The sequence below is a fragment of the Falsiroseomonas stagni DSM 19981 genome (assembly GCF_900114315.1).
GTDB classification, from domain to species: domain Bacteria; phylum Pseudomonadota; class Alphaproteobacteria; order Acetobacterales; family Acetobacteraceae; genus Falsiroseomonas; species Falsiroseomonas stagni.
Genome location: NZ_FOSQ01000015.1, coordinates 28,423 through 55,058 on the forward strand (window position 1 = coordinate 28,423; position 26,636 = coordinate 55,058).

The following is a 26,636-nucleotide window of genomic DNA, read 5'->3' on the forward strand; positions in this document are numbered from 1 at the left end:
GCAGCGGCTTGCACCGGGCCCGCCCACTCGCCATAACAATGAGACACTAGCCTTGAACAGCGACAGGAGAGCGCCATAGCCCGTGGTCCAATGCCCGCCCAGATGCCGACGAGAGACGGCCCGCGGGTCAATGAGGATATCCGAGTCCCCCAGGTCCGCCTGATCGACCAGGATGGGGAGATGATCGGCGTGATGTCGGCGCGCGAGGCGCTTCTGCGCGCCTATGACGTCGGGCTCGACCTGCTCGAGATCAGCCCGAACGCCATTCCGCCGGTCTGCAAGATCCTCGACTACGGCAAGTACAAGTACGAGCAGCAGAAGAAGGCCAACGAGGCGCGCAAGCGCCAGAAGGTCGTCGAGCTGAAGGAAATCAAGGTCCGTCCGAATATCGACGACCATGATTACGGCGTGAAGATGCGCCAGATGAAGGACTTCATCGGCGAGGGTGACAAGGTGAAGGTCACGCTCCGCTTCCGCGGCCGCGAAATGGCCCACCAGGACCTCGGCCTGAAGGTGCTGGACCGGATCCGGACGGAACTGGCCGAGACGACGAAGGTCGAACAGATGCCGCGGCTCGAGAACCGGCAGATGATCATGGTCCTGGCGCCGAAGTAACCGGCAGCCGGCCTCTGATACGGGGCAAGGCCCGCGCCATCACTGGCGCGGGCCTTGCCGTTTCCGGGGATGCTTGACCGGGGCGCCAATCGGCCTTAATCGCACCCTCCGGTCCGCCCTGGACCTGATCGGTCGCCCCGCCTGATGCGGTGCGGCTCCGTCGCTCCGCGAAGGCTCGCGCAGCGGCGCGATTTCGTTTGGGGCGGTCTCAACGGGCTTTTAGGGGATTTCCCGCCGCGATGTTCGAGGCGCTGGGCAACAGGCTGACAGGGGTTTTCGACAAGCTGCGCCGCCGTGGCGCGCTGACGGATGCCGATGTCCAGGAAGCGCTGCGCGAGGTTCGCGTGGCGTTGCTGGAAGCCGACGTCGCCCTGCCCGTGGTGAAGGACCTCGTGACCCGCGTGCGCGAACGCGCCGTGGGGCAGGAAGTCATCCGCTCCGTCTCCCCCGCGCAGCAGGTCATCAAGATCGTCAACGACGCGCTGGTCGAAGCGCTGGGTGGCGGCGAGGGTGACGATGGCAAGCGCGGGCTGGACCTGAACGCGCCGTCCCCGATCCCCATCCTGATGGTCGGCCTCCAGGGTTCGGGCAAGACCACCACCTCCGGCAAGATCGCGCTGCGGCTGCGGACGCGGGAGCGGAAGAAGGTGCTGCTGGCGTCGCTCGACGTGCACCGCCCGGCCGCGCAGCTTCAGTTGCAGACGCTCGCCGACCAGGCGGAGGTGACGGGCCTGCCCATCATCGCCGGCCAGACGCCGCGGCAGATCGCCGAGCGCGCGATGGATGTCGGCCGCCGAGAGCTCTACGACATCGTCATCCTCGACACCGCCGGTCGCCTGGCGATCGACGAGGCGCTGATGGCCGAGGTCGCGGACGTGAAGGCGTTCGTGAAGCCGCATGAGACGCTGCTGGTCGTCGATGCGATGACCGGCCAGGACGCGGTCAATACCGCCAAGGCGTTCCAGGAAAAGGTCGGCGTCACCGGCATCGTCATGACGCGCGTCGATGGCGATGCGCGCGGTGGCGCGGCGCTGTCCATGCGGGCCGTGACCGGCGCGCCGATCAAGCTGCTCGGCGCCGGTGAGAAGCTGGACGCGCTGGAGGATTTCCATCCGGATCGCATCGCGAACCGGATCCTCGGCATGGGGGATATCGTCAGCCTCGTTGAGAGGGCTGCCGAGACCATCGACCAGGCGGAAGCCGAGAAGCTTGCGAAGAAGATGCAGAAGGGGTCGTTCGACCTCGAGGACTACGCATCGCAGATCAAGCAGATCGGCAAGATGGGCTCGCTGTCCGGCATCCTCGGGATGCTGCCGGGCGTGGGCAAGATCAAGTCGCAGATCGAGAACGCCAACCTCGACCAGACCGTGCTGAAGCGCCAGGCCGCGATCATCGGATCGATGACGCCGAAGGAGCGACGCAACCCCGACCTGCTGAAGGCCTCGCGCAAGCGGCGCATCGCGGCCGGTTCCGGCACCACGGTGCAGGACGTGAACCGCCTGCTGAAGCAGTTCGACGAGATGTCCGCGATGATGAAGCGGATGAACAAGCTCGGCCAGAAGGGGCTGATGCGGGGTGGACTTGCTGCCCTCATGCCCCAAGGCCGGAGGCCGTTCTGATGAACGTCCCTGGCAACCGACGACCTTTCTAGACGATCAGGAGAAGGTAACCCTCATGGGCCTCAAGATTCGCCTCGCCCGCGCCGGCGCCAAGAAGCGTCCCTACTACCACATCGTGGTGGCGGACAGCCGCAGCCCGCGCGACGGCCGCTTCATCGAGAAGCTGGGCAGCTACAACCCGATGCTGCCGTCGGACCACGCCGACCGCGTGCGCCTGTCCGCCGAGCGCATCACCTACTGGAAGTCCGTCGGCGCCCTGCCGACGGAGCGCGTGGCGAAGTTCCTGGGCCATGCCGGCCTGGCGCCGATGCCGGTGTACGCCGAGCAGCCGAAGCAGTCCGCGCCGAAGAAGAAGGCGCAGGAACGCGCCGCGGCCGGCGGCTGATTGCCCTAGGCGGATCGGGTCATGCGGGTGCAGCGCGTGCTGGTGGGGGAGGTGGGGCGGCCGCATGGCGTGCGTGGCCTCGTGCGCCTGCATGCCTTCACCGCCGACCCTCGCGCCATCGGCAGCTATGGCCCGCTGACCGACCAGTCCGGCACCAAGGTGTTCCGCATCACGCCGCTGCCTGACGGGCTCGGCCGGATCGAGGGGGTCGCGGATCGCGACGCCGCCGCCCGGCTGACCGGCACGAAGCTGTATGTGGAACGCAGCCAATTGCCGCCGCCCTCCGACCCGGACGAGTTCTACCTCAGTGACCTCGAGGGCCTCGCGGCCTTCGCGGAGGATGGGGTGGCGATCGGCACGGTGCGGCTGGTGGAGGATCACGGCGCGGGGCCCTTCCTCATCATCGACGGAAGCGCGGGCGAACTCCTGCTGCCTTTCACCAGGGCCTGCGTGCCGGTGGTGGATGTGGCGGGCGGGCGGATCACCGTGGTGCCGCCGGCGGAAGTGCTGGTGCGGCCCGAGGCCGGCGAAGGGCAGGGGGCGGCGGCATGACCTGGCGGGCCACCATCCTGACGCTGTTCCCGGACATGTTTCCGGGGCCGCTCGGCCTGTCCCTGGCGGGCCGCGCGCTGCGCGAGGAACGCTGGGCGATCGAGGCGCTGGATATCCGCAGCTTCGCGACGGACCGCCACCGCACCGTGGACGACACGCCCTTCGGGGGCGGCGCGGGCATGGTGATGCGCCCGGATGTGCTGGACGTGGCCTGCGAGGCCGCGACCAGCCGCAACCCCGGCGCGCCCCTGGTCTACCTGACGCCCCGCGGGCGCCGTCTGGACCAGGCGCTGGTGCGGGAATTGGCGGCGGGGCCTGGCGTGACGGTGCTGTGCGGCCGCTATGAGGGCGTCGACCAGCGCGTGATCGAGGCCCGCGGGATGCTGGAAGTCTCGGCCGGCGATTTCGTGCTCTCCGGCGGCGAACCCGCCGCCCTGCTGATGCTCGACGCCTGCATCCGGCTGCTGCCGGGTGTCATGGGCGGCGCCGCATCGGCGGAGGAGGAGAGCCACGGCGCCGAGGGGCTGCTGGAATACCCCCACTACACGCGGCCCGCCGAATGGCAGGGCCGCAAGGTGCCGGAGGTGCTGCTCTCCGGCCACCATGCGGAGGTCGCGCGCTGGCGGCGCGCGGAAGCGGAAGCGGCGACGCGGACGCGGCGACCCGACCTCTGGGACCAACATCTTCTCCGCGCTCGCGCGGAACCCAACCCCCGCGCTAGCGCGGAAACCAAACAGGCAAAGGCGGGGCGGCTGGACGGCCACCCGGCCGCCGCCTAATTGCTTCAGACGGAAGGAACCACCCCGATGAACCTGCTCCAGCAGTTCGAGGCCGCCCAGCAGGCGAAGCTCTCGGCCAACCGCACCACGCCGGAATTCGATGCGGGCGACACGCTCCGCGTCATGGTGAAGGTCGTGGAAGGGGAGCGTATCCGCACCCAGGCCTATGAAGGCGTCTGCATCGCCCGCAGCAACCGCGGCCTGAACAGCAACTTCACCGTGCGCAAGCTGTCCTATGGCGAGGGCGTGGAGCGCGTCTTCCCGCTGTTCAGCCCGAATGTCGCGGAGATCGTCGTGGTGCGCCGCGGCAAGGTGCGGCGCGCGAAGCTGTATTACCTGCGTGGCCGGACGGGCAAGTCCGCCCGCATCGAGGAGCGGGCGCGGGCGAAGGTCGAAGCCACGGCCTGAGCCAACGCCTAACCGAACGCCCCGGCCCACCAGGCCGGGGCGCTTTTGTCTTGGGGGAAATCGGGAATGTCGGCCACGAAGCCGCGTACGTTGTTCGACAAGATCTGGGATGCGCATGTCGTCGAGGCGCTGCCCGACGGCACCGCGGTTCTCTACATCGACAAGCACCTCACGCATGAGGTGACGAGCCCGCAGGCCTTTGAAGGCCTCAGGCTTGCCGGCCGCAAGGTGCGCCGCCCGGATGCGACGATCGCCGTCGTGGACCACAACATCGCCACCGATGCCAGCCGCTACGGCACCATCGAGGACCCCGAGAGCCGCACGCAGGTCGAGACGCTGGAAGCCAACGTCAAGGCCTTCGGCATCCCCTACATCCCGCTGACCGACAAGCGCCAGGGCATCGTCCACGTCATCGGCCCGGAACTGGGCCTGAGCCTGCCCGGCATGACGATCGTCTGCGGCGACAGCCACACCTCCACCCATGGCGCCATGGGCGCACTGGCCTTCGGCATCGGCACGTCGGAGGTCGAGCACGTGCTCGCCACCCAGACGCTGCTGCAGAAGCCCGCGAAGAACATGCGCGTGAGGGTGGACGGCAAGCTGCCCGCGGGCTGCACCGCCAAGGACATCGTGCTGGCCATCATCGGCAAGATCGGCACCGCCGGCGGCACCGGCCATGTCATCGAATTCGCCGGCGAGGCGATCCGCGCGCTCGACATGGCGGGCCGGATGACGGTCTGCAACATGTCGATCGAGGCCGGCGCCCGTGCCGGCATGGTGGCGCCGGACCAGACCACTTTCGACTACGTGAAGGGCCGCCCCTTCGCGCCGAAGGGCGAGGCCTATGACCGCGCCGTCGCCTGGTGGAAGACCCTGCCCTCTGACGAAGGCGCCGTCTTCGACAAGGAAGTCACGCTCGACGCTGCCACGATCGTCCCGCAGATGACCTGGGGCACGAGCCCCGAGGATGTGCTGCCGGTCACCGGCAGCGTGCCGAACCCCGCCGACATCGCGGATGAGGCGCGGCGCGCGCAGGTGCAGCGCATGGTCGACTACATGGGACTGACACCAGGCCAGAAGCTGACCGACCTCAAGGTCGATGTCGTCTTCGTGGGCTCCTGCACCAACAGCCGGATCGAGGACATCCGCGCCGCCGCCGCCATCGCGAAGGGCCGCAAGGTTGCCTCCCATGTCCGCGCGCTTGTCGTGCCGGGCTCCGGCCTGGTGAAGGAAGCGGCGGAAGCCGAGGGGCTGGACAAGATCCTGCTCGAAGCGGGCTTCGAATGGCGGGAAGCCGGGTGTTCCATGTGCCTCGGCATGAACCCGGACAAGCTGAAGCCCGGCCAGCGCAGCGCCAGCACGTCCAACCGCAACTTCGAGGGGCGCCAGGGCATGGGCGGCCGCACCCACCTCGTCTCCCCCGCCATGGCGGCGGCGGCGGCGATCGCGGGCCACTTTGTCGATGTGCGCGACTACCAGCCGAAGGAGGGCGTGTGAGATGAGGGCCTTCACCACGCTCACCGGCATCGCGGCGCCGATGCCGCTGGCCAATGTCGACACCGACAAGATCATCCCCGGCCGCTTCCTGAAGACCATCCAGCGCACGGGGCTCGGCAAGCACCTGTTCGCGAACATGCGCTACGAGGATGACGGGTCGGAGAAGCCGGATTTCGTGCTGAACCAGGAGCCCTACCGGCAGGCGGAGATCCTGGTCGCCTACGAGAATTTCGGCTGCGGCTCCTCGCGCGAACACGCCCCCTGGGCGCTGCTTGATTTCGGCATCCGCTGCGTCATCGCGCCCGATTTCGCGGACATCTTCCACAACAACAGCTTCAAGAACGGCGTGCTGCCGGTGAAGCTGCCGCGGGAGATCTGCGAACAGTTGATGGAGGATGCGCGCCTCGGCGCCAATTCCCGCATCACCATCGACCTGGAACGCCAGGTGGTGGTGCGCCCGAATGGGGAGGAGATCCCCTTCACCATCGACCCCTTCCGCCGCCATTTGCTGCTGAACGGCCTCGACGATATCGGCCAGACCATGCAGCACGCGCCCGCCATCGATGGGTTCGAGGCGAAGCAGCGCGCGGCGCAGCCCTGGCTCTACGACGCCAAGGTCTGACCATCGGGCGGGGGCCGCGGCCCCCGCACTTCCACGACCGTCCCCAGGACCACCGCATCCATGCCCGCGAACAAGAAGCTCCTCATCCTTCCCGGCGACGGGATCGGCCCCGAGGTGATGCGCGAAGTGCGCCGCATCATCGACTGGATGGATCGCCGCCGTTCCGTGACCTTCGAGGTGAAGGAAGGTGTCGTCGGTGGCGCCGCGCTGGACGCCACCGGCAGCCCCTGCCCGGATGAGACGGTGGCCGCCGCCGCCGAAGCCGATGCCGTGCTGTTCGGCTCCGTCGGCGGGCCGAAGTGGGACAGTCTGCCCTTCGACCAGCGCCCGGAACTCGGCATCCTGCGGCTGCGCAAGGACCTTGGCCTGTTTGCCAACCTGCGTCCCGCCGTCGTGCTCGACCCGCTCGCCGATGCCTCCGCGCTCCGCCCGGAACTGGTCCGCGGGCTCGACATCATGATCGTGCGGGAGACGACGGGCGGCATCTATTTCGGCGAGCCCCGCGGCATCCATGTGAATGAGCAGGGAAGGCGCGTCGGCATCGACACGGAAATCTATTCCGAGGACGAGATCGCCCGCGTCGCGCGCGTCGCCTTCGACATCGCCCGCAAGCGTAGCCGCAAGCTGACCAGCGTGGAGAAGGCCAACGTCATGCAGTCCGGCCGCCTCTGGCGCGCCGTGGTCGGCGAAGTGGGCGCGGCGGAATACCCGGATGTCGAGCTGCAGCACATGTATGCCGACAATTGCGCGATGCAGCTGGCGAGCCGCCCGAAGCAGTTCGACGTCATCCTCGGCGGCAATTTGTTCGGCGACGTGCTGTCCGACCTGGCGGCGGCGCTGACCGGCTCGCTCGGCATGCTGCCCTCCGCCACGCTCGGCGCCGTGCAGCCTTCCGGCAAGCGGCATGCGCTGTACGAACCCATCCATGGCAGCGCGCCGGACATCGCGGGCAAGGGTGTCGCCAATCCCTGCGCGCAGATCCTGTCCTTCGCCATGCTGCTGCGCCTGTCCTTCGGCATGGATGAGGATGCGAAGCTGATCGAGACGGCGGTGGAGAAGGTGCTGGCCGGTGGCCTCCGCACCGCCGACATCATGTCCACCGGCCGCGCCCGCGTCGGCACGACCGTGATGGGTGAGGCCGTGCTGCGGGAGCTGGAAAAGCTCTCGGCGTAAAATTGGTGACAAGGGATGGGCGGAGGGGTTGCGCCCCCCCGCCCGTCCCGCTAAATCGCCCCCCGTGCGGACCCGTAGCTCAATTGGATAGAGCACCAGACTACGGATCTGGGGGTTAGGAGTTCGAATCTCTTCGGGTCCGCCATCACCCACCCCTGAGTTACTGCGCAAGCCGCGGCATCAGCCGCGGCTTTATTCGTTTCTGGGCCACGCGATGGCCCGGCGCGGGTAACCGCGGGACGCAGCGGGCGATACGCCAGATCAACCTGGATTGCTGTCCGGGGACCATCCCGACACGTGCCGGTTGAGCTATGCCCGCGGGGCGATCTCGGGCATTTTGGCCCCAGAATGACCCCTGCCACCAACCGCGCGCCCCAAGCCGCCCTTGTTCCGGACGTTCCCGCGTTGCCGGGCGGCGGGCTGCTCGGCCATCTGGCGGCCATGGCGGCCGCACCGCACAGCTTTCCCGCCGCCGCCCTGCAGGCCCATGGCGGCCTGGTCGGCATCCGGCTCGGCCCGCGGCGCATCGTCGCTGTCGGGCGCCCCGATCTGGCGCGGGAAGTCCTGGTCACGCGCGCGGACCGCTATCCCCGCGGCCGGATCAACCGCAACCTCGGCGCGGTCATCGGCGATGGCCTGCTGGCGACGGAAGGCGAGGTCTGGCGCGCCCGCCGCCGCCGGATGCAGCCCTCCTTCCGGGCCGATCGCCTCGGCACCCTCGCCACCACCACCGATGCGGTGATGCGGGAGACGCTGGCGGGCTGGACCGGCGCGCCCATCGATGCGGCGGAACAGGCGGGACGCATCGCCATTCGCGTCATCGGCGGCGTGCTGCTGTCGCAGCGGATCGGGGAGGGGCAGGGCAGCGCCTTCGTGGCCGCGGTGCAGGATTGCCTGGCGCAGCTCATGCGCCGCAACTGGTCGCTGCTTCGCTGGCCGCTCTGGGTGCCCGTGCCGGTCAACCGGGCCGTCAACGCCACGCGCCGCACGCTGGAAGCCTTCCTGGGCGAGGCGCTGGACCGCCGCCTCGCGGCGCCGGACGCGCAGCCCGATGACCTTCTCACCGCGCTCATCCGCGGCCGGCCCGATGACCCGCCCCTGCCGCGCCAGGCGCTGCTGAACGAACTCAAGACGCTGTTCGCCGCGGGGTTCGAGACGACGGCAACCGCCCTGACCTGGCTGATGTACCTCCTGGCCCTCCATCCGCAGGTCGCGCAGGCGCTGCGCGACGAAGCCGCCCCGGTGCTGGGCGACCGCGCGCCCGGGCCCGCCGACCTGCCACGCCTGCCCTATGCCGCAGCGGTGGTGGAGGAGGCGATGCGCCTCTTCCCCCCGGTCTACAACATGGGCCGCGATTGCGCCGCCGATGACGATCTCGGCGGCTTCCGCATCCGCGCGGGCACCACCGTCGTCGTCTCCATCTTCGCCATCCATCGCAGCCCCGATCTGTGGGAGGTGCCGGAGGCATTCCGCCCCGACCGCTTCCTCGGCGCCGCCGCGGCGGACCGGCGCAACCTGCTGCCCTATGCCTGGGGCCGGCACCAATGCATCGGCAACCACTTCGCCGACCTGGAACTGGTGGTGGCCCTGCTGGCCATGGTGCGGCACTGCCGGCTTGAACTGACGGAGGAGGCGCCCGTCGGCATGCGCGGCCGCACGACGCTGGCGCCGGACCGCCCCATCCGGTTGAAGGCGGTGCCCCTGGCATGAGGATCACGCCCCCCACCCTGGCGGGGTTCGAGGTGCTGGACACCGGCGACCCCTCCGCGATCCGGGCCTATGAACAGGCCTTCTACCGCGCCTTCGAACCCATCCGCCCGGCCGGGCTGCTGCGTCGCCTCTGGGTCTGGGACGATGCGGCGGGGCGCATCGCGGCGCCGGTGCCCTATGCGGAGCAGGTGGTCTATGTGTTGCGGGATGCGGGGGGCGAGGTGCAGCGCGGGCTCGCCGTGAACCTGGCGCTCCGCACCGTGCAGGCCGCACGCTTCGGCTTCACCCTGCCCGCGGAGCCCGGAATCGCGGAGATGCTGACCTTCTTCTCGGCCGGCCCGCGCGACCTGCGCGGCGCGCTGCGCTTCCGTCGCGCCTGCTACGCGGATCTGCGCGCCCGCGGCCTGCGCTACGGCTACGGCACCGCCCGCCGCCGCCCGCTGGCGGCCTATGGCCGCTTCGGGACGGAGGTCACGCAGGAACGCTGGCTGGATGGGGAGGCGCGCTACCTGCTGCGCTTCGACTTCACGGCGGATTTCTCCCAGCCCCGGGGGCAGGGCGCGGGCGGATGACCGCGCCGCCTCCCCCGCGCCGCCCCCTGCTGCTGGTGCTGGCCGCGGTGGTGGTGGCGGGCGCGATGGTCCTGGCCCAGGGCGAAGGGCCCGCCCCCGCCGCCCAGCCCAGCCCCCAGCCCGCCGCCGCCAGCCTGGTCGCCCGCGGGCGGATCGAGCCGGAAGGGCGCGTCATCGCCCTGCATGGCCCCTTCCGCAGCGTGCTCGGCCGCGTGCTGGTGCAGGAAGGCGATGACATCGCCGCCGGCCAGGTCGTCGCGCTGCTCGATACCCATGCGGTGGCGGCGGCGCAGGCGGAGGCCGCGCGCGCGCGCCTCGCCTTGGCGCTGGCCGAGGAAGCGCAGGTCGCCGCCCCGGCCAAGCCCGGCGTGATCCTCGCCCAGCGGGCCCTGGTCCGGGCGCGGGAGGCGGAGCTGACCCTCGCGCGGCAGGAACACGCCCGCGTCGTCACGCTTCGCGCCACCAGCATCGCCACCCAGGCCACGCTGGAACAGCGCCAGGCGGAGCTGGACCGCGCGGAGGCCGCCTTGCGCCAGGCGGAAGCCGAACTCCGCGCGCTCAGCGAGGTGCGGCAGGAGGATCGCCTCGCCGCCGCCGCCCGCACCGCCGTGCAGCGCGCCGCGGTGGCGGAGGCCGAGGCCGAGCTGGCCCGCGCCAGCATCCGCGCCCCCTTCGCCGGGACGGTGCTGGCGCTGCTGCGCCGGGGCGGGGAGAGCATCGGGGATGAAGGCATCCTCCAGATGGCCGCGCTCGACCGCCTGGTGGTGGTGGCGGAGGTGGAGGAGGCCGATGCGCCGCGCATCCTCCCCGGCCAGGCCGCCCGCATCACGGGCCGGGTGCTGGCCGCGCCGGTGGAAGGCCGGGTCGAACGCGTCGGCCGCCAGGTCATGCGCCAGCGCCGCACGAGTTCGGACGTGCTGGTCGGCCGCGATGCCCGGATCGTCGAGGTCACGATCAGCCCCCTCGGCGCGCTGCCGCCGGTGGTGGGGGCGGAGGTGGAGGTGCGGCTGCCGCTCGCGCCGCCGCGCCCATGAAGGCGCCGAGGTGACGGAATTGGCGCGCTTCGCCGCCCTGCTGGCCTTCCGCCAGCTGCGCTACCGGGCGCTGGCTTCCCTCGCCGCGCTGGCCGGCGTTGCCGTCGCGGTCATGCTGATGCTGGTGCAGGTGGGTTTCCGGAACGGGCTGTATGACAGCGCGCTGGCCCTGCCGCGGGCGCTGGCGGCGGATCTGGTGCTGGTCAGCCCGGGCTATCGCGCGCTCACCTTCTCCCCCCCCTGGTTCCCGCGCGCGGCGCTGCGCGATGCCGCGGGGGTCGCGGGGGTGGCCGAAACCGCCAGCCTCTACGCCTATAGCGGCCAGGTCCGCAGCCCGGAGACGGGGGGCAACCTCTCCGTCTGGCTGCTCGGCATCGACCCCGCCGCCCGGGTGCTCGACCTGCCGGGCCTGGCCGAGGCGCAGCGAGCCCTCTCCGTGCCGGAGACCGCCTTCCTGGACCGGCTGTCGCGGCAGGAATTCCGTGGCGTGGTGGCGCGGGTGGCGGAAGCCGGCTTCGTCCGCCTGCCGGTCTATGCGCCGACGGCGGATCTCGCGCCGGTGCTCTCCCTGCGGGGCCTCTTCACCCTCGGCCCCTCCTTCACCATCGACGGCACCCTGTTGATGAGCGACCTGACGCTCCATGCCACGCTCGGCGTGCCGCTGGACCGCGTCTCGATCGGGCTGGTGCGGCTGGAGCCGGGGGTGGCGGCGGCGCCCGTGGCGGTGGCGATCGCCGCGCGGCTGGATGGCCGGGCGCGGGTGATGACCCGGGCGGATTACCTGGCGGAGGAACGGCGCTTCTACGCCAGCCGCACGCCGATCGGCGTGATCTTCAATGTGGGGCTGCTGGTCGGCGTCGCGGTGGGCGTGGTCTTCATCCTCCAGGTGCTGAACGGCCTCGTGGATGCCAACCTGCCGGACTATGCGGTGCTGCTGGCGCAGGGCTACCGCCCGGCCTTCCTGGCGGCGGTGGTGGCGCAGGCGGCGGTCGCCATCGCGTTGCTCACCTATCTGCCGGCGCTCGGCCTTGCCCTTGCCGTCACCGGCGCGGCGGCGGAGGTCACGCGCCTGCCGATCGGCCTGCACGGGTCGGACATGACCATGGTGCTGGCCCTCAGCCTCGCCATGGCGGTGGTGGCCGCGGGGATGGCGGTGCTGCGCCTGCGTCGCGCCGATCCGCTGGAACTGTTCGGATGAAGGCGCCGCTGGCCGAACTCCGCGATGTCAGCCACGGCTTCGGCCGCGGGGCGCAGCGCCGCGCCGTGCTGCGGGGCATCACGCTCGACCTGCGCGCGGGGGATTTCGTCGCCCTCACCGGTCCCTCGGGATCGGGCAAGACCACGCTCCTGACCTTGCTGGGCGCGCTGCGCGTGCCGGAGGAAGGCGACCTTCGCCTGCTGGGCCAGGATGTCCGCGGGCTGGAGGCGAAGGCGCTGGGCGCGCTGCGTCGGCGCATCGGCTTCGTCTTCCAGCGCCATCACCTGCTGCGGTCCTTGAGCGTGCTGGAGAATGTGGAAGCCGCGCTGCATGGCCAGCCCGATGCCGATCGCGCGCGGGACCGCGCGGCGGCGCTGGCCATGCTGGAGGCGGTCGGCCTTGGCGGGCGTGGCGGCGATTCCACCGCGCTTCTGTCGGGCGGCGAACAGCAGCGCGTGGCGGTGGCACGGGCGCTGGTGCGGCGGCCATCGCTGGTGCTGGCGGATGAACCCACCGCCTCCCTCGATGGCACCAGCGGCCGCGCCGTCGTCACGCTGCTCGCGGCGCTCACGCGCGGCCGGGATTGCGCGGTGGTGATGGGAACGCATGACGAGCGCTGCCTCGACCTGGTGACGCGGCGGCTGCACATGGAGGATGGCGTGCTGAAGCAGACGGAACAGGCGGCATGACCGCGGCGCCCGACTTCACGGAACGGCCCTGGCCGCCGCTGCGCGACCTCATCCTCGGCATGTTGTCGCTGCATCGACCGCTGACCTTCCACGGCATGATCGAGGCGGATGTCACCCGCATCATGGACGGGCTGGCGACGCTGCGGCGGCAGGACCGGCAGGCGGTGTCGCTGCATGCCGTGCTGGTGGAAGCGGTGGGCTTCGCGGCGGCCCGCAACCCGGGGGTGCTGACCTTCCGCCACGGGAAGAAGCTGGTGGCCTTCCGCGACGCCGATGTGGCGACGGTGGTGGACCGCAAGCAGCCCGATGGCACCCGCCTGCCCATGGGCCTGACCATCCGCGCCGCGCAGACCAAGGATGTGATGACGATCCATGCGGAGTTGCGCGCCGCGCTGAAGGGCGACCTGACGCAGACGGAGGAGGTGAAGCGCCGCCGCCGCCTGCTGCGCCTGCCGAAGCCGCTGCGCGCGCTGGTGCTGCGGCGGATCGCGGCGGACCCGCATCTGCTGCGCCGCGTCCAGGGCACGATCGGGCTGACCAGCCTGCAGCGCCCGGGCCTCGATTTCCGCATGGTCGCCTTCCCGCCCAATCCCTTCACCGTCTCCATCGCGGTGGGCGGGATCGAGACGCGCCCCGCGGTGGCGGGCGGGGCGCCGCGGCGCGTGCTGTCGCTGGGCGGCGCGATGGATCACGCGGTGATCGACGGCGCCGCGCTGGCGCGCTTCTGCATCACGCTGCAGCAGCGCCTGGCGGATGCGGAGGGGATGGCCGGGCTGCTGGAGGCGCGCTGACGCGCCGTCAGCCCGGCACGCCGGGGTGCTTCATCAACCCGCCATGGCGCAGCGCCACATGGTCGAACAGCGCGCGGTCCTCCCGCGTGACCTCCAGCAGCAATTCGCAGGTGCTGCTGTCCAGGTTGATGCGGCCCTGGCCGGCGGTCACGTTCTCCCGCTCCACCCGGCCCGGCGCCACGCCCAGCCAGCGATGCAGAAGGGCGGATACGTCATCGACCCGCGCCGTGGTGCCGACCAGGGCGTAGCAGCCCTCCAGGATCGGGATCGCCTCCTTCGCCGTCCCGGCGCCGGTCAGTTGCCGGCAGGCTTCCGCGGGCAGGGCCTGGGCCGATTCCCGGATGAATTCGGCGAACCCCCGGTCACGGAATTCGGCATGCAGCGGGTGGTCCCGCCAGGTGGCCATGTAGTTGAAGGCGGAGAGCAGGCGCGCCACGGGGTCCCGCAGCAGGGTGACGAAGCGGGCATCGGGCCGGGCGCGTTCCAGCGCCTCGTTCACCGTGACATGGCCGCTGACCAGCGCCTGGCCCGCCACCTGGTCCGGCGCCATGGCGAGGAAGGCGGCGTGCTCCACCTCATCGCCGATGCGCAGCACGCGGTCGGGCGGCAGCGCCCTGGCCAGGGCGGCGTGCAGGGCGAAGCCGCCGGTCTTTGGCAGGTGGATGAAGACCACCTGCGCCGGGGTGGGACGGATCAAGCCTCGGCCTCCCGCCGTGGATGGAGGAAGGCATGGACCACCAGGGCGAAGCCCAGCACCCAGAGCACGGCCAGCACATAGGGCCGCCAGACCAGGATGGCGGAGCGTTCGGCCTGGGCTGTCCCCGGCATCGCGGGGGCAGGGGCGGCGGGGGCAGGGGCGGCGGGGTTGGGCGCCTCGGCATAGGCCAGCCGGACTTCCGGCACGGGCGCGGCGCTGGACCAGGCGAGGGCCACGCCCTGCCCATCCAGCAGCGCCACATCGCCCCGTTCCAGCCGCGGCGCCGCGGCGGGCAGCGCGGGCATCAGCGTCGGCAGCCGCAGCCAGAGGCCCGGGCGGTCCCCCTCCGCCACCACCGATTGGGCGGCGATCATGCGCTGCGCGCCTTCCAGGTCCAGCAGGGGCCTGCCGTCCCGGTCCGACAGGGTCAGCCGCCCCGCATCGAAGCGCAGCGCGGGCTGGCTGCCCGCCGGCGGTTCCGCCGTGATGGCGATGAAGGGGCCTGTGGGGCGCGGGGGGGCCGTGCCCTCCCGCACCGAGACGGTGATGGGCGCGGCGGCGGGCACCAGGCCGCGCAGCAGCCACAGCACGGGGTTCAGCGTCTCCGCCACCGGTCCCCCCTCCGGTGCGTCCAGGATCACCTCCACCCCGCCGGCGAAGCGGCTGGGCAGGCCGAGGAAGTCGCGCGAAGGTGGCGCGGGGGAAAGCCGGAGCAGGCTGTCCGGCAGCAACTGCGCCACGCCGCCCGGCCCCGGGCGCTGCAGCGTCACCACCAGCCGGTTGTCGAGCCGCAGCAGGGCGGGCGGGATGGGAAGGCTGATGCGGGCCGGGCTGCCCTCCGCCAGCGCCGCGCTGCCCAGCATCGTGTCGTTCAGCACCGCCGTCGCGATGCTGCGCCCGGCGGTGTCGGGGGTGCGCATGAAGGCGAGGTCGATGGAGGAGGGCATCCCGCCCCCCGGCAGGTCCCGCAGCGCGAATTCCAGCGCCCAGCCCGGTGCCGCGCCTTCCTGCGGCAGCGTGGCGCCGCGCAGCGCGGCGAAGGGCAGGGCGGCGAAGGGCAGGGCGGCCGTCGCTTCCTCCGGCGCGCGGGCATCCCGCACGCCGAGGGTCGGCGCCGCCGCCGCATCCCGCCACGGCCCGTCCAGCAGCCCCGCCGCGCGTTCGGGCTGCGGCCCGCCCAGCGCCAGCGCCGGCATTCCGTCCAGGTCCAGCACCGCCGCGCCGGAAGGGCCGAGCCCCACCACCACCGCGCCGGTGGTCCAGAGCCGTTGTCCCGCCGGCCCGCGTTCGATGACAGGCGGCGCGCCGGAGCCGATCCGCACCTCCCGCCCCGACCCCGCGAGCGCCAGGCCGATGCGCAGCGCCGCCGCGGCTTCCGTCGCCGGCAGCGGGCCGGGACGGGTCAGCACCTGGGTCTGCCGCGGCAGCAGGCGGAACAGGGTGGCGACGGAGGGTGCCATGCCGTCCGGCAGCAGCAGCGCCAGGTGGCTGTCCGCCCGCAAGGTCGCCAGCGCGCCGCCGGCCTGGTCCACCAGCCGCAGGCCGAGGCGCAGCGCCGCGCCGTCCCGCGCCAGGTCCTCCGCCGGGATGGGCAGGTCGATGGTCAGGCGCGTCTCGCCTTCCGCGAAGGCGCGGCTGGCCAGCACCCGTCCATTGGCCCAGACCTCGACCGCCTGGCGGCCGGCGAAGGGGGCGACGAGGTCGAAGCCCAGGCTGGCGCGGGCGGCCAGGCCCGGCATGTCCCGCGGCATGGCGAAGGCCACTTCCCGCCCCGCGGTGCCGAAGGCGAGACCGGCCTCCAGCCCGAGTTCATCCAGCCCGATGCGGCGTTCCAGCGGCGGCGGCGCCACGGGAAGGGGCGCCGGCAGGGGCTGGGTGGCGACCGGCGGGCGCGGCGCGGGGCGGGCCGGGCGCTGCTGCGCCTCCGCCGCCAGCGGCAGCAGCAGAAGCGCGGCGACGACCAGGCAGCGACCGGCGGCAGGGGCAGAGGGGCGATGGGGGCGCACGGATCCTCGGTGTCGTCGCGGGCAGGCGGTGGCGCAAGGCGCCAGCAGCGGGGAGGCCGCCTCCGGTTGTGCGCCACGGACTATTCCACCCCGGCGCCGCCCCCCGCAAGGTCGCCCGGTTCAATACCCCCGATGCGGCTCCGCCAGCAGGGGGAAGGCGGAATGCACATGCGGCATCGTGACCGGCGCCACCGGATGCAGCATGGATCGATCCGCCTGCGCGAAGCTGGCGGCGCCGAGCAGGCCGAGGCAGGTTTGCACCTCATCCTCCAGCAGTTCCAGCACGCGCCGCACGCCATCCTGCCCCGCCGCCGCCAGGCCGTAGCAGTAGAGCCGCCCGATGCCGACCAGTTCGGCGCCGAGGATGATGGCCTTCACCAGATCCGTGCCCCGGCTGATGCCGCCATCCATCCACACTCGCGCGCGGCCGCCCACGGCCTCCACCACCTCCGGCAGCACGGCCAGCGACCCGCGCCCATGGTCCAGCTGCCGGCCGCCGTGGTTGGAGACGTAGACGACATCGATCCCGTGCTCGACGGCCATCACCGCATCCTCCGCGGTGCCGATGCCCTTGAGGATCAGCTTGACGTTCGGATGGGCGGCGCGGACGCGCGCGATATCGGCCCAGGACAGGGCGGCCTGGTGGTTCATCCCCTCGCTTCGCGCCCGCCAGTGCTTGACGAAGCGCTTGGCGATGTCGCGTTCGCGGCGGCTGTAATGGGCGGTGTCGACCGTGATGGCGAAGGCATCGTAGCCGCTGTCCATCGCCCGCTTGATGTGGCTGTCGATGAAGTCCGGCCCGCCGCGGACATAGAGCTGGAAGATCTTCGGCCCGTCCGGGTTCGCGGCGGCGGAGCCCTCCAGCCCCGGCTCCGTCACGCTGCTGACGATGATCGGCACCCCGAAGGCCGAAGCCGCCCGCCCCGCCGTCGCGGCGCCACCCGGATCGAAGCTGTCGAGCGAGCCCACAGGCGCGAGCGCCACCGGCAGCCGGATGCGCCGCTTGCCGAGGAAATCGCCGGTACAGTCCACCGTGCTGACATCCCGCAGCACCCGTGGCCGGAAGGCCCAGGCATCGAGCGAGGCGCGGTTGCGCTGCATCGTCGTCTCGGTCTCGGTCGCGCCGACGAGGTAGTCCCAGATATTGGCGTTGAGGCGGATCTTCGCGCCCTTCACCAGTTCATGCAGCGTCTGGAAACGTTCCTGACCTTCGGCCGACATCGCGCGATCCCTCCCCCGTGATTCCGGCAGTGTGCAACGGGGGTGAGGCGGGGCCTAGCCGGGGCGGGCGCCGCGCAGGGTTGCAAGGATCGACTGCGCGCGCGGCAGCGCCGCCAGCTGCGCGACGGGCACGGGCAGGCGGCGGCGCCAGTTCGGGCGTTCGCGGTCGGTGCCGGGCAGGTTCACGGCAATGCTCTCGCCGGCCAGATCCTCCGCCTGCACCAGCATCAGGGCGGAAGGCGTGCGCGCCACCAGCGCGTGGATCGCGGCGGCCAGGGCATCATCCATCGGGCCATCCGGCCCCGCGCCCGCCGGCAGCAGCGCCTCCGCCGCCAGCAGCGTGCAGAGCGCGGCGCGGTCTGCTGCGCGGGCCGCGCGCTCCGCCTCCGGATCGGCGAGCAGCCCCAGGCCTTCCCGTTCATCGAGGTCCGCGCCGGTCCAGAAACCCGCCAGCGTTGCCAGATCATGCGTCGCGACGCAGGCGGCGGCGCGCGGCGGGTAGTGCGCGGGGGGCTTGAAGCGCGCGCCCTCCTTCTCGAACCACAGCACGCGGTAGGACAGCACATCGGCGGATTGCAGCGCCTGGCCGATCCCCTCCGGCACCGTGCCGAGGTCCTCCCCCACCACCAGGCAGCGCGCGCGGGTGCTTTCCAAGGCGAGCTGGCCGAGCATGTCGGCGAAGGGATAGGCGAGGTAGGCGCCCTCCGACCCGCGGGCACCCTCCGGCACCAGGAACAGGCGCCGCAGGCCGAGCACATGGTCCACCCGCAGCGCCGCGGCGTGGCGCATATTGGCCCGGATCAGCCCGGCGAAGGCGGCGTGGCCGGTTTCCATCGCGTGGCGCGGATCGGGCGGTGGCAGGGCCCAGACCTGCCCCTCCGCGCTGAAGGGATCGGGCGGCGCGCCGACGGAGAAGCCGGGCAGGAAGCGCGCATCGCCGGACCAGATCTCCGCCCCGTCCGGTGCGGCCCCCACGGCGAGGTCGCGGTAGAGCCCGGCCCCGGCGCGCCCGGCTTCCGCCAGTTGCTCATCCGCCAGGCGCTGGCAGAAGGCGGCGAAGCCCACGGCATCGGCGTGGCGCGCGGCGAAATCCGCGATGCCGCTGTCATCGCCATGGCTGAGCCCGGCGGGCCAGCGCCGCGCATCGGTGTGGCCCTGCTGTTCCGCGATGGCGACGTAGGTGCAGAACCGCGCCAGCGCGCTGCCCGGCGCGGGCAGGTCGCCGCGCGGCCCGGCTTCCCAGGCCGCGCGCAGCACGGCGCGCTTGGCGGTCCAGACCGCCGCGTGATCCACGCTGGCACCCGCCGCCAGCCCGCCCAGCGCGTGGCCGCCCGGCAATGCGGAGACACTGATAAAGATCGGGTCGAGGAAGCGGCGGTCGCTGGGGTGGTAGGGGCTGGCCCGGCTGCGATCGATGGGCGAGAGCGCGTGCGGCGGGCTGAGGCCCAGCAGCGCCGCCCCCTGGTCCCGCGCCACCCGCGCCAGTTCCGCCACCGCGCTGAAATCCCCGATCCCCTGGTCTGCCGCGCCGCGCAGCGCATAGATCTGGGCGGCGATGCCGAAGCGCGGCCGGTCCAGCAGCGGCGGCAGGAAGCAGCGCGCGGGTGCCACGGTCAGCAGGCAGCGCCGATCCGGCGCGGCCTCATCGAACAGGACATGCCGCCCTTCCGGCAGCGGCGGCAGCGCCACCAGGCGGTCCGCGGCGGCGGAGCCATCGGGGCGCGTCAGGCGCCGCGTCTCCCCGGCCTCCGGCGGCACCGCCACGCGATGCTCGCTGCCATCCTCGCAGGCGATGCGGAGCATCACCGGGCGGTGTGCCAGCGCCATCGGCAGCGTGTCGCCGGCGCGCAGGGTGACGGAAGCCGGCAGCGCCCGCGCCGCGGAGAGCCGCGCCAGGCTGTCGCGCCGCTCCGCCGTGCTGCCCGCGGGCAGGCCCATGGCCTGGAGCAGCGCGCGGAGCGTCTCCGCCGGCACCTCATGCCGCTGGCCCGAAATCTCGTGCCAGACCGGAGCGATGCCCGCCGCGCGGGCCAGCCGCGCCAGCAGCGCGGGGTCGTCGCCGGGGGCGGGGGCGCGGCGCGCTTCCTCCGCCAGCAGCAGCACGGCGCGGGCCGGCAGCACCCCGGGCAGGGATGTCGCCGCCGGCGCGCTGCTGTCGGCCAGCAGGCGCCACGCATGGCCGGGGCGGGGAGGCGGCAGGGCGAGCGGCACGGCGTCGCCGGCATTCAGCGCCACCAGGCAACGATCGCCCCAGCTGTGCAGCACCGCGACCAGCGCGCGGCAATCGCCGTCATTCCAGCGATCCATCGGCGCGCCATCCGGCCGCAGCCAGGCGACATCCGGCACGCCATCCGCATCCGCCGCCCCGGTCAGCGCCGCGCCGTCATGCAGCGCGGGATGGGCGATCCGCGCCGCCACCAGCCGCCGGGTGAAGTCGATCAGCCCCGCATCCGCGCCAGCCCAGTCGAACCAGGTCGTCGCGTTGTCCTGCGCATAGGCGTTGTTGTTGCCGCCCTGGCTGCGCCCGGCCTCATCCCCCATCGCCAGCATCGGCATGCCGCGCGCCAGCAGCAGCGTCGCCAGCAGCGCCCGCGCATCGGCCTGGCGGCGCGCGATGATGCCGGCGTCATCGCTCGGCCCCTCCGCGCCACCGTTCCAGGATTTGTTGTCGTCGGTGCCGTCGCGGTTGTCCTCGCCATTCCCGTGGTTGCGCTTGGCGGTGAAGCTGACGAGGTCGCGCAGCGTGAAGCCATCATGCGCCGTCACGAAGTTGACGCTGTCCGCCAGAGACCGCCCGCGGAACGCATCGGCGGAACCGGCGATGCGCGTCGCAAGCCGCCCCACCATGCCGCCATCGCCGCGCCAGAAGCGGCGCACATCGTCACGGAAGCGATCGTTCCATTCGCCCCAGCCCGGGGGAAAACGCCCGAGTTGATAGCCGTCCCGGCCGATGTCCCAGGGCTCCGCGATGATCAGCAGGTCGCGCAGCACGGGGTCCTGGCGCATGGCCTGGATCATCGGCGCATCGGCATCGAAGCCATGCTCCCGCCGCGCCAGCGTCGTCGCCAGGTCCAGGCGGAAGCCATCCAGCCCCGCCTGCTGCGCCCAGTGCCGCAGCGCATCCATCGCCAGGCGCAGCCCCCAGGGCCGGTCCAGCGCCAGCGCGTTCCCGCAGCCCGCATCATCCACGTAGCGTCGCGGGTCATCGCCGCGCAGCCGGTGGAAGGCCGCGTTCCCCAGCCCCTTCAGCGACAGAGTGGGGCCGAGGTGATCGCCTTCCCCGCTGTGGTTCAGCACCACATCCAGCACCACCGCGATGCCCGCCGCCTGCAAGGCCGCGACGGCGGCGCGGACCTCCGCCATGCCGCCCGGCGCCAGCTTCGGATCGGGCGCCAGCAGCGCCACCGGGTTGTAGCCCCAGTGGTTGGTCAGCCCCAGCGGCGGCAAATGCCTCTCATCGATCCAGGCCGCCGCCGGCATCACCTCCACGCAGGTCACGCCGAGGCCGCGCAGGTGCTCGATGGCGGCGGGATGGCCGAGCCCCGCGAAGGTGCCGCGGATCGGGCCCGGCACGCCGGGATGGACGGCGGTGAAGCCCTTCACATGCAATTCGTAGATCACCTGCGGCCCGCGCGGCGCGCGGCGGCGGAGGGGCGGCAACGGCGCCGTCAGCACCGCCTTCGGCATGAAGGGCGCGCTGTCTGCATCGTCCGGCGTCTCCGCCGTGTCGAACAGGGCGGGGTGCAGCGCGAAGCGCCGGTCCAGCGCCACCGCCCAGGGATCGACGAGCAGTTTTCGCGGGTTGAACCGATGGCCATGCCAGGGCTGGAACGGCCCCTCCACCCGCAGGCCGTAGCGTGTGCCGGGGGTGATCCCGGCGACATGGCCGTGATGCACATCGCCGGTCCGGCCCGGCAGGCGGATGCGTGCGATTTCCCTGTCGGCATCGTCGAAGACGCAGACGAACACCGCCTCCGCCCCCGGCGCGGGATAGGCGAAATTCGCCCCCGTCGCGTCGGGCGTCGCGCCGAGCGGCTCGTGAAAACCCGCGCTGGCCTCAGCCTGCATCGGCGATGGCGTCGCGATACAGCGTGGCGTAGCGCTTCGCGGATCGGGTCCAGGACACATCGGTGGCCAGCGCATTCGCCTGCAGCCGGGCGAAGCCGTCGCGGTCCCGCCACAGCCCGGCCATGCGCCACACCGCGGCTTCCAGCATCTCCCGCTGCACCGGGGAGAAATGCACGCCCGTGCCCACGCCCTGCGCCAGCGCCATCTCATTCGCATCGACGACGGTGTCGGACAGCCCGCCGACATGGGCCACCAGCGGCACCGCGCCGTAGCGCAGCGCGCAGAGCTGGGCGAGGCCGCAGGGCTCGAACCGGCTCGGCACCAGCACGACATCGGCGCCGCCATAGATCAGCCGGGCCAGGCCCTCATCATAGCCGATCTCGGCGCCGATCCGGCCGGGATGCGCCCAGGCCGCGCCCCGCGCGCCATCCTCGATGCCCCGTTCCCCGCTGCCGAGCAGCGCGAGCTGCGCGCCGCATCCGAGGATGGCGGGGATGGCGCCCAGGATCAGGTCCACGCCCTTCTGCCAGGTCAGCCTTCCCACGAAGCCCATCAGCAGCGCGTCCGGGTCTTCCGCGAGCCCGAGCCGCCGTTGCAGCGCCGCCTTGTTGGCGGCCCGCCCTTCCAGCGCCTCGGCGGAAAAATTCGCGACGAGGTGGCGGTCCTTCGCCGGGTCCCACTCCACCGTGTCGATGCCGTTCAGGATGCCGGAGACCGCGCCCGCGCGGCCGCGCAGCAGCCCGTCCAGCCCCATGCCGGCCTCCGGCGTGCGGATCTCCGCGGCATAGCTGGGGGAGACGGTGGTGATGCGGTCCGCGTACCAGAGGCCCGATTTGAGAAAACCGACGGTGCCGAAATACTCCAGCCCCTCCACCGACAGCGCCTGCGGCGGCAGGCCGAGGCGCGGGAAGAGGTCGAGCGGGAATTTCCCCTGGAAGGCCAGGTTGTGGACGGTGAAGACGGAGGGCACGCGCTTCGCGCCGAAGCGGAGATAGGCTGGCGCGAGCCCCGCCTGCCAGTCATGCGCATGGACGACATCGAAGGCCACGTTGCGCACGCCGCCCGTCGCCAGCAGCGCCGCCATGGCGCCGAGGGCGGCGAAGCGGATGCCGTTGTCGCCCCATTCCCCGCCATGCGGCGCGAGATACGGGTTGCCCGGCCTGGCGAAGAGATGCGGCGCGTCGATGGCGATGATGTCGAGGCCCGCGGCCTCCCCGCGCTGCAACCGCGCGGGGCCGCCGAAGAGGTCATCGATCCGCCGCAGGGCCCGCCCGCCGCCCAGCGCCGCCATCACGGCGGGATAGCCCGGCAACAGGGTCGTGACCTTCACCCCCTCCGCCGCCAGCGCCGCCGGCAGCGCGCCGGCGACATCGGCCAGCCCACCGGTCTTCACCAGCGGCACGCATTCCGACGCGACGGAGAGAACCTTCATTCTATGCCCTCAAATGCCGGGCGCCCGCATCACTGTCCCTGCGCCCGTGGTCGCTCACGGCGCGATGCGGTCCAGCATCGCCTGGGTGATGAGGCAGATGCCCTTTTCCGTGCGGCGGAAGCGCTTCGCGTCCTCCACCGGATCCTCGCCGACGACCATGCCCTCGGGGATCTTCACGCCGCGGTCCACCACGACATTGGTCAGCCGCGCGCCGCGCCCGACATCGACATAGGGCAGGATCACCGCGCCATCGATCTTGGCGAAGCTGTGCAGGTGCACGCCCGTGAACATCAGCGACTTTCGCGCCATGGCGCCGGAGACGATGCAGCCGCCCGACACCAGCGAGGCGATCGCCTCGCCACGGCGTCCGTCCAGGTCATGCACGAACTTCGCCGGCGGCGTGACCTCCGCATAGGTCCAGATGGGCCAGTCCCGGTCATAGAGGTCGAGTTCCGGCACCACGTCGGTGAGGTCGATATTCGCCTCCCAATAGGCATCGACCGTGCCGACATCGCGCCAATAGGGCTTCGATTCCGCGCGGGACCGCACGCAGGACCGCTCGAACCGATGCGCCACGGCTTTCCCGTGCTTCACCAGGTACGGGATGATGTCATGCCCGAAATCACGCTGCGACTGCGGGTCCGCCGCATCGCGCCGCAACTGGTCGAACAGGAACTTCGTCTCGAACACGTAGATGCCCATGGAGGCGAGGGCCAGGTCCTCCCGCCCCGGAATGCCGGGCGGGTCCTTGGGCTTCTCCATGAAGGCGACGATGCGGCCATCCGGGTCCACATGCATCACGCCGAAGCCGCGCGCATCCAGGCGCGGCACCGCGATGCAGCCGACCGTCACGTCGGCGCCGGATTCCACATGCTGCTGCAGCATGTGTTCGTAATCCTGCTTGTAGATGTGGTCGCCGGCCAGGATCACCATGTGGCGCGGCGCCAGATCCTCGATGATGTCGATGTTCTGGTACACGGCGTCGGCGGTGCCGAGGTACCAGTTCGCGCCATCGCCACGCTGGCTGGCGGGCAGGATGTCGAAGGTCTCGTTCCGCTCCGGCCGCAGGAAGTTCCAGCCGCGCTGGAGGTGGCGGATCAGGCTGTGCGCCTTGTACTGCGTGGCCACCGCCAGGCGCCGGATGCCGGAATTCATGGCGTTGGAGAGCGCGAAGTCGATGATCCGCGACTTGCCGCCGAAATAGACCGCGGGCTTGGCGCGCCGGTCCGTGAGTTCCATGAGGCGCGAGCCCCGTCCGCCCGCCAGCACGAAGGCCATCGCCGTCCGCGCCAGGGGCGCACTCGCCTGGGTCCTGCTAGTCGGCATCGCTCTCCCCCTTCTCGTCCGCCGGCGCCTCTTCCGCGGGCTCCGGACCCTCCGCCATTAGCCAGATGGTGCCGAGCGGCGGCACCGTCACCGTGGCGGAAGCGGGAAAGCCCTGGAAGGCCCCGCGTTCCGCCACCACGCCCCCCATATTGCCGACACCTGACCCGCCATAGACGGCGGCATCGGTGTTCAGCACTTCACGCCAGGCGCCCGCGCGCGGCAGGCCGAAGCGGATGCCGGCATGCGGCACCGGCGTCATGTTGCAGATCATTGCCACCGGTGCGCCACCCTCTCCGTCGAAGCGGAGCCAGGAAAAGATCGATCGCGCCTCGTCATCCGCATTGATCCAGCGAAATCCCTCGGGCTCCGCATCCCTGGCGTGCAGGGCTGGTGTCGACCGGTACAGAAGGTTGAGGTCGCGGACCAGGGTCTGCACGCCCTGGTGGGGGGCGTATTGCAGCAGCCACCAGTCGATCTCTCGCGCCTCCGACCATTCGCGCCATTGCGCGATCTCGCCGCCCATGAAGAGCAGCTTCTTGCCGGGATGCGCCCACATCATTGCGTAGTAGGCGCGCAAGGTCGCGAATCGCTGCCAGTCGTCGCCGGGCAGGCGTCCCAGCAGCGATCCCTTGCCGTGCACCACCTCGTCATGGCTCAGCGGCAGCACGAAATCCTCGGTGAAGGCGTACATCATCCCGAAGGTGATGAGGTCATGGTGCCAGCGGCGGTGGATGGGATCGATCGCCAGGTACCGCAGCGTGTCGTTCATCCACCCCATGTTCCACTTGAAGCGGAAGCCGAGGCCGCCTTCCCCCGTGGGGCGCGACACGCCGGGCCAGGAGGTCGCCTCCTCCGCCACCATCACCGCGCCGGGATGTTCCTCCTCCACCAGCGCGTTCACCTGGCGGAGGAACGCCACGGCCTCATGGTTCTCGGTGCCGCCTTCGGCGTTGGGGCGCCACTCCCCCGGGGCGCGCCCGTGGTCGAGATGCACCATGGTGGAGACGGCATCGACGCGAAGCCCGTCGGCGTGGAACTCCTCCATCCAGTAGAGCGCGTTGGAGGCGAGGAAGGCCGCGACTTCCTTCCGCCCATAGTCGAACACCGCCGTGCCCCAGGCCTTGTGGAAGCCGCGCAGCGGGTCCGGGTCCTCATACAGCGTCTGCCCGTCGAAGCGCGAAAGCCCGTGCACATCCTTCGGGAAATGCGCCGGCACCCAGTCCAGCAGTACGCCGATCCCCTGCGCGTGGCAGGCGGCGACGAAGCGCTTGAGGCCCGCGGGGTCGCCGAGCCGCGCGGTCGGCGCATGCAGCCCGATCGGCTGGTAGCCCCAGCTTTCATCGAGGGGATGCTCCATCACCGGCATCAGCTCGATATGCGTGAAGCCCATCCAGGCGACGTGCGGGATCAGCGTCCCGATCAGCTCGTCCCAGGAATAGAACCGCCCATCCGGGTGCCGCCGCCAGGATGGCGCATGCACCTCATAGATCGAGATCGCCGCGCGGCGGGATTGCGTGACGGCCCGCGCCTTCACGAAATCCTCGTCATCCCAGGGGAAGTCATCGTTGCGCGGCACGAGGGAGGCGGTGGAGGGGCGCAGCTCCGCCGCGCGGCCCAGCGGGTCCGCCTTCAGCGGCAGCACCTGGCCATCCTTCGCCAGGATCTCGTATTTGTAGGCTACGCCGGCGCCGATGCCGGGGATGAACAGCTCCCACAGCCCGCTATCCACGCGCTTGCGCATGGGATGGCAGCGGCCGTCCCAGGCGTTGAAGGCGCCGACGACGGAAACCCGCGCGGCGTTCGGCGCCCAGACAGCGAAGCGCGTACCCTCCGCCCCCTCATGCACCGTCACATGCGCGCCGAGCCGCCGGTGCACACGGCGGTGCGTGCCTTCCACCACCAGATGGTCATCGAGCGGCCCCAGCGTCTCCCCGAAGCGGTAGGGATCGTCGAAGGCCCAGACCCGCCCTTCGTGCCGCGCGCGGAGGCGATAGCCGAAGGGTGGCGCCCGGCCCGGCAGCAGCCCCTCGAAGAAGGCGCCCTGGCGGCGGGGCAGGGGGATGGCATCGCCCCCATCCCAGGGCAGCACGGCCAGGTCCTCGATATCCGGCACCAGGGCGCGGAGGACGATCCCGCCCGGTGCCGTATGGGGGCCAAGGATGGCGAAGGGGTCGCCGTGGCGTGCGGCCAGCAGGGCCTCCACCGCGTCCTGCGGTGCGCGCCACGGCTCCATGCTCAACCC

The 26,636-nt window shown here is 71.7% G+C and carries 22 protein-coding genes and 1 tRNA gene; 16 read left to right on the forward strand and 7 right to left on the reverse strand.

Annotated features, from left to right (window positions below; translation table 11 throughout):
• The first annotated feature begins 90 nt into the window (after window positions 1-90).
• From infC to BM041_RS25655, 16 genes are all read left to right on the forward strand, one after another.
• On the forward strand, window positions 91-615 hold the full coding sequence (infC, locus tag BM041_RS25580) for a translation initiation factor IF-3 (RefSeq protein WP_092962758.1): 525 nt from the start codon (window positions 91-93) through the stop codon (window positions 613-615).
• Window positions 616-854: 239 nt separating this feature from the next.
• Window positions 855-2,234: a signal recognition particle protein gene (ffh, locus tag BM041_RS25585; RefSeq protein ID WP_092962759.1), complete on the forward strand. Its 1,380-nt coding sequence runs from the start codon at window positions 855-857 to the stop codon at window positions 2,232-2,234.
• A gap of 55 nt (window positions 2,235-2,289) precedes the next feature.
• The gene (rpsP, locus tag BM041_RS25590; RefSeq protein ID WP_092962760.1) at window positions 2,290-2,619 is read left to right on the forward strand and encodes a 30S ribosomal protein S16; all 330 of its coding nucleotides are present in this window, start codon (window positions 2,290-2,292) and stop codon (window positions 2,617-2,619) included.
• Between the two features lie 21 nt (window positions 2,620-2,640).
• Window positions 2,641-3,171 (forward strand): ribosome maturation factor RimM, encoded by a 531-nt coding sequence (gene rimM / locus BM041_RS25595; protein ID WP_092962761.1) that lies wholly within the window; start codon window positions 2,641-2,643, stop codon window positions 3,169-3,171.
• A complete protein-coding gene (gene trmD, locus BM041_RS25600) occupies window positions 3,168-3,950 on the forward strand; it encodes a tRNA (guanosine(37)-N1)-methyltransferase TrmD (RefSeq protein ID WP_092962762.1) in 783 nt (260 codons plus the stop codon). The genes rimM and trmD overlap by 4 nt, the downstream gene beginning before the upstream one ends.
• A gap of 27 nt (window positions 3,951-3,977) precedes the next feature.
• Complete coding sequence (gene rplS / locus BM041_RS25605; protein ID WP_092962763.1) at window positions 3,978-4,358, forward strand: 50S ribosomal protein L19; 381 nt, start codon at window positions 3,978-3,980, stop codon at window positions 4,356-4,358.
• 66 nt (window positions 4,359-4,424) lie between these two features.
• Window positions 4,425-5,855 carry a 3-isopropylmalate dehydratase large subunit gene (gene leuC, locus BM041_RS25610; RefSeq protein WP_092962764.1) on the forward strand — a complete coding sequence of 477 codons (1,431 nt, stop codon included), beginning with the start codon at window positions 4,425-4,427 and terminating at the stop codon, window positions 5,853-5,855.
• Window position 5,856: 1 nt separating this feature from the next.
• Window positions 5,857-6,477 (forward strand): 3-isopropylmalate dehydratase small subunit, encoded by a 621-nt coding sequence (leuD, locus tag BM041_RS25615; RefSeq protein WP_092962765.1) that lies wholly within the window; start codon window positions 5,857-5,859, stop codon window positions 6,475-6,477.
• Between the two features lie 60 nt (window positions 6,478-6,537).
• Entirely contained in the window at window positions 6,538-7,650 is a 1,113-nt protein-coding gene (gene leuB / locus BM041_RS25620) for a 3-isopropylmalate dehydrogenase (protein ID WP_092962766.1), read from the forward strand.
• Window positions 7,651-7,718: 68 nt separating this feature from the next.
• A tRNA-Arg gene (locus BM041_RS25625) sits at window positions 7,719-7,795 on the forward strand.
• A gap of 203 nt (window positions 7,796-7,998) precedes the next feature.
• Entirely contained in the window at window positions 7,999-9,360 is a 1,362-nt protein-coding gene (locus BM041_RS25630; RefSeq protein WP_092962767.1) for a cytochrome P450, read from the forward strand.
• The gene (locus tag BM041_RS25635) at window positions 9,357-9,932 is read left to right on the forward strand and encodes a hypothetical protein (protein ID WP_092962768.1); all 576 of its coding nucleotides are present in this window, start codon (window positions 9,357-9,359) and stop codon (window positions 9,930-9,932) included. The genes BM041_RS25630 and BM041_RS25635 overlap by 4 nt, the downstream gene beginning before the upstream one ends.
• Window positions 9,929-10,966 carry an efflux RND transporter periplasmic adaptor subunit gene (locus tag BM041_RS25640; RefSeq protein ID WP_092962769.1) on the forward strand — a complete coding sequence of 346 codons (1,038 nt, stop codon included), beginning with the start codon at window positions 9,929-9,931 and terminating at the stop codon, window positions 10,964-10,966. The genes BM041_RS25635 and BM041_RS25640 overlap by 4 nt, the downstream gene beginning before the upstream one ends.
• 10 nt (window positions 10,967-10,976) lie before the next feature.
• Window positions 10,977-12,164: an FtsX-like permease family protein gene (locus BM041_RS25645; protein WP_092962770.1), complete on the forward strand. Its 1,188-nt coding sequence runs from the start codon at window positions 10,977-10,979 to the stop codon at window positions 12,162-12,164.
• Window positions 12,161-12,853, forward strand: a complete 693-nt coding sequence (locus BM041_RS25650) for an ABC transporter ATP-binding protein (protein ID WP_092962771.1) — start codon at window positions 12,161-12,163, stop codon at window positions 12,851-12,853. Before BM041_RS25645 ends, BM041_RS25650 begins: the two co-directional genes overlap by 4 nt.
• Window positions 12,850-13,644, forward strand: a complete 795-nt coding sequence (locus tag BM041_RS25655) for a 2-oxo acid dehydrogenase subunit E2 (RefSeq protein WP_092962772.1) — start codon at window positions 12,850-12,852, stop codon at window positions 13,642-13,644. Before BM041_RS25650 ends, BM041_RS25655 begins: the two co-directional genes overlap by 4 nt.
• A gap of 7 nt (window positions 13,645-13,651) precedes the next feature.
• Here the strand turns inward: BM041_RS25655 and BM041_RS25660 are convergent, their stop codons facing one another.
• From BM041_RS25660 to glgB, 7 genes are all read right to left on the reverse strand, one after another.
• Window positions 13,652-14,341 carry a sulfotransferase family protein gene (locus BM041_RS25660; RefSeq protein ID WP_092962773.1) on the reverse strand — a complete coding sequence of 230 codons (690 nt, stop codon included), beginning with the start codon at window positions 14,339-14,341 and terminating at the stop codon, window positions 13,652-13,654.
• Entirely contained in the window at window positions 14,338-16,347 is a 2,010-nt protein-coding gene (locus BM041_RS25665; RefSeq protein WP_092962774.1) for a hypothetical protein, read from the reverse strand. Before BM041_RS25665 ends, BM041_RS25660 begins: the two co-directional genes overlap by 4 nt.
• A gap of 120 nt (window positions 16,348-16,467) precedes the next feature.
• Window positions 16,468-17,568: an alpha-hydroxy acid oxidase gene (locus BM041_RS25670; protein WP_092962775.1), complete on the reverse strand. Its 1,101-nt coding sequence runs from the start codon at window positions 17,566-17,568 to the stop codon at window positions 16,468-16,470.
• Between the two features lie 54 nt (window positions 17,569-17,622).
• Complete coding sequence (gene glgX, locus BM041_RS25675; RefSeq protein ID WP_092962776.1) at window positions 17,623-21,636, reverse strand: glycogen debranching protein GlgX; 4,014 nt, start codon at window positions 21,634-21,636, stop codon at window positions 17,623-17,625.
• Window positions 21,626-23,068 carry a glycogen synthase GlgA gene (gene glgA / locus BM041_RS25680; protein ID WP_092962777.1) on the reverse strand — a complete coding sequence of 481 codons (1,443 nt, stop codon included), beginning with the start codon at window positions 23,066-23,068 and terminating at the stop codon, window positions 21,626-21,628. The genes glgX and glgA overlap by 11 nt, the downstream gene beginning before the upstream one ends.
• A gap of 54 nt (window positions 23,069-23,122) precedes the next feature.
• Complete coding sequence (gene glgC, locus BM041_RS25685) at window positions 23,123-24,394, reverse strand: glucose-1-phosphate adenylyltransferase (protein WP_092962778.1); 1,272 nt, start codon at window positions 24,392-24,394, stop codon at window positions 23,123-23,125.
• On the reverse strand, window positions 24,384-26,627 hold the full coding sequence (gene glgB, locus BM041_RS25690; protein ID WP_092962779.1) for a 1,4-alpha-glucan branching protein GlgB: 2,244 nt from the start codon (window positions 26,625-26,627) through the stop codon (window positions 24,384-24,386). Before glgB ends, glgC begins: the two co-directional genes overlap by 11 nt.
• Window positions 26,628-26,636 lie beyond the last annotated feature (9 nt).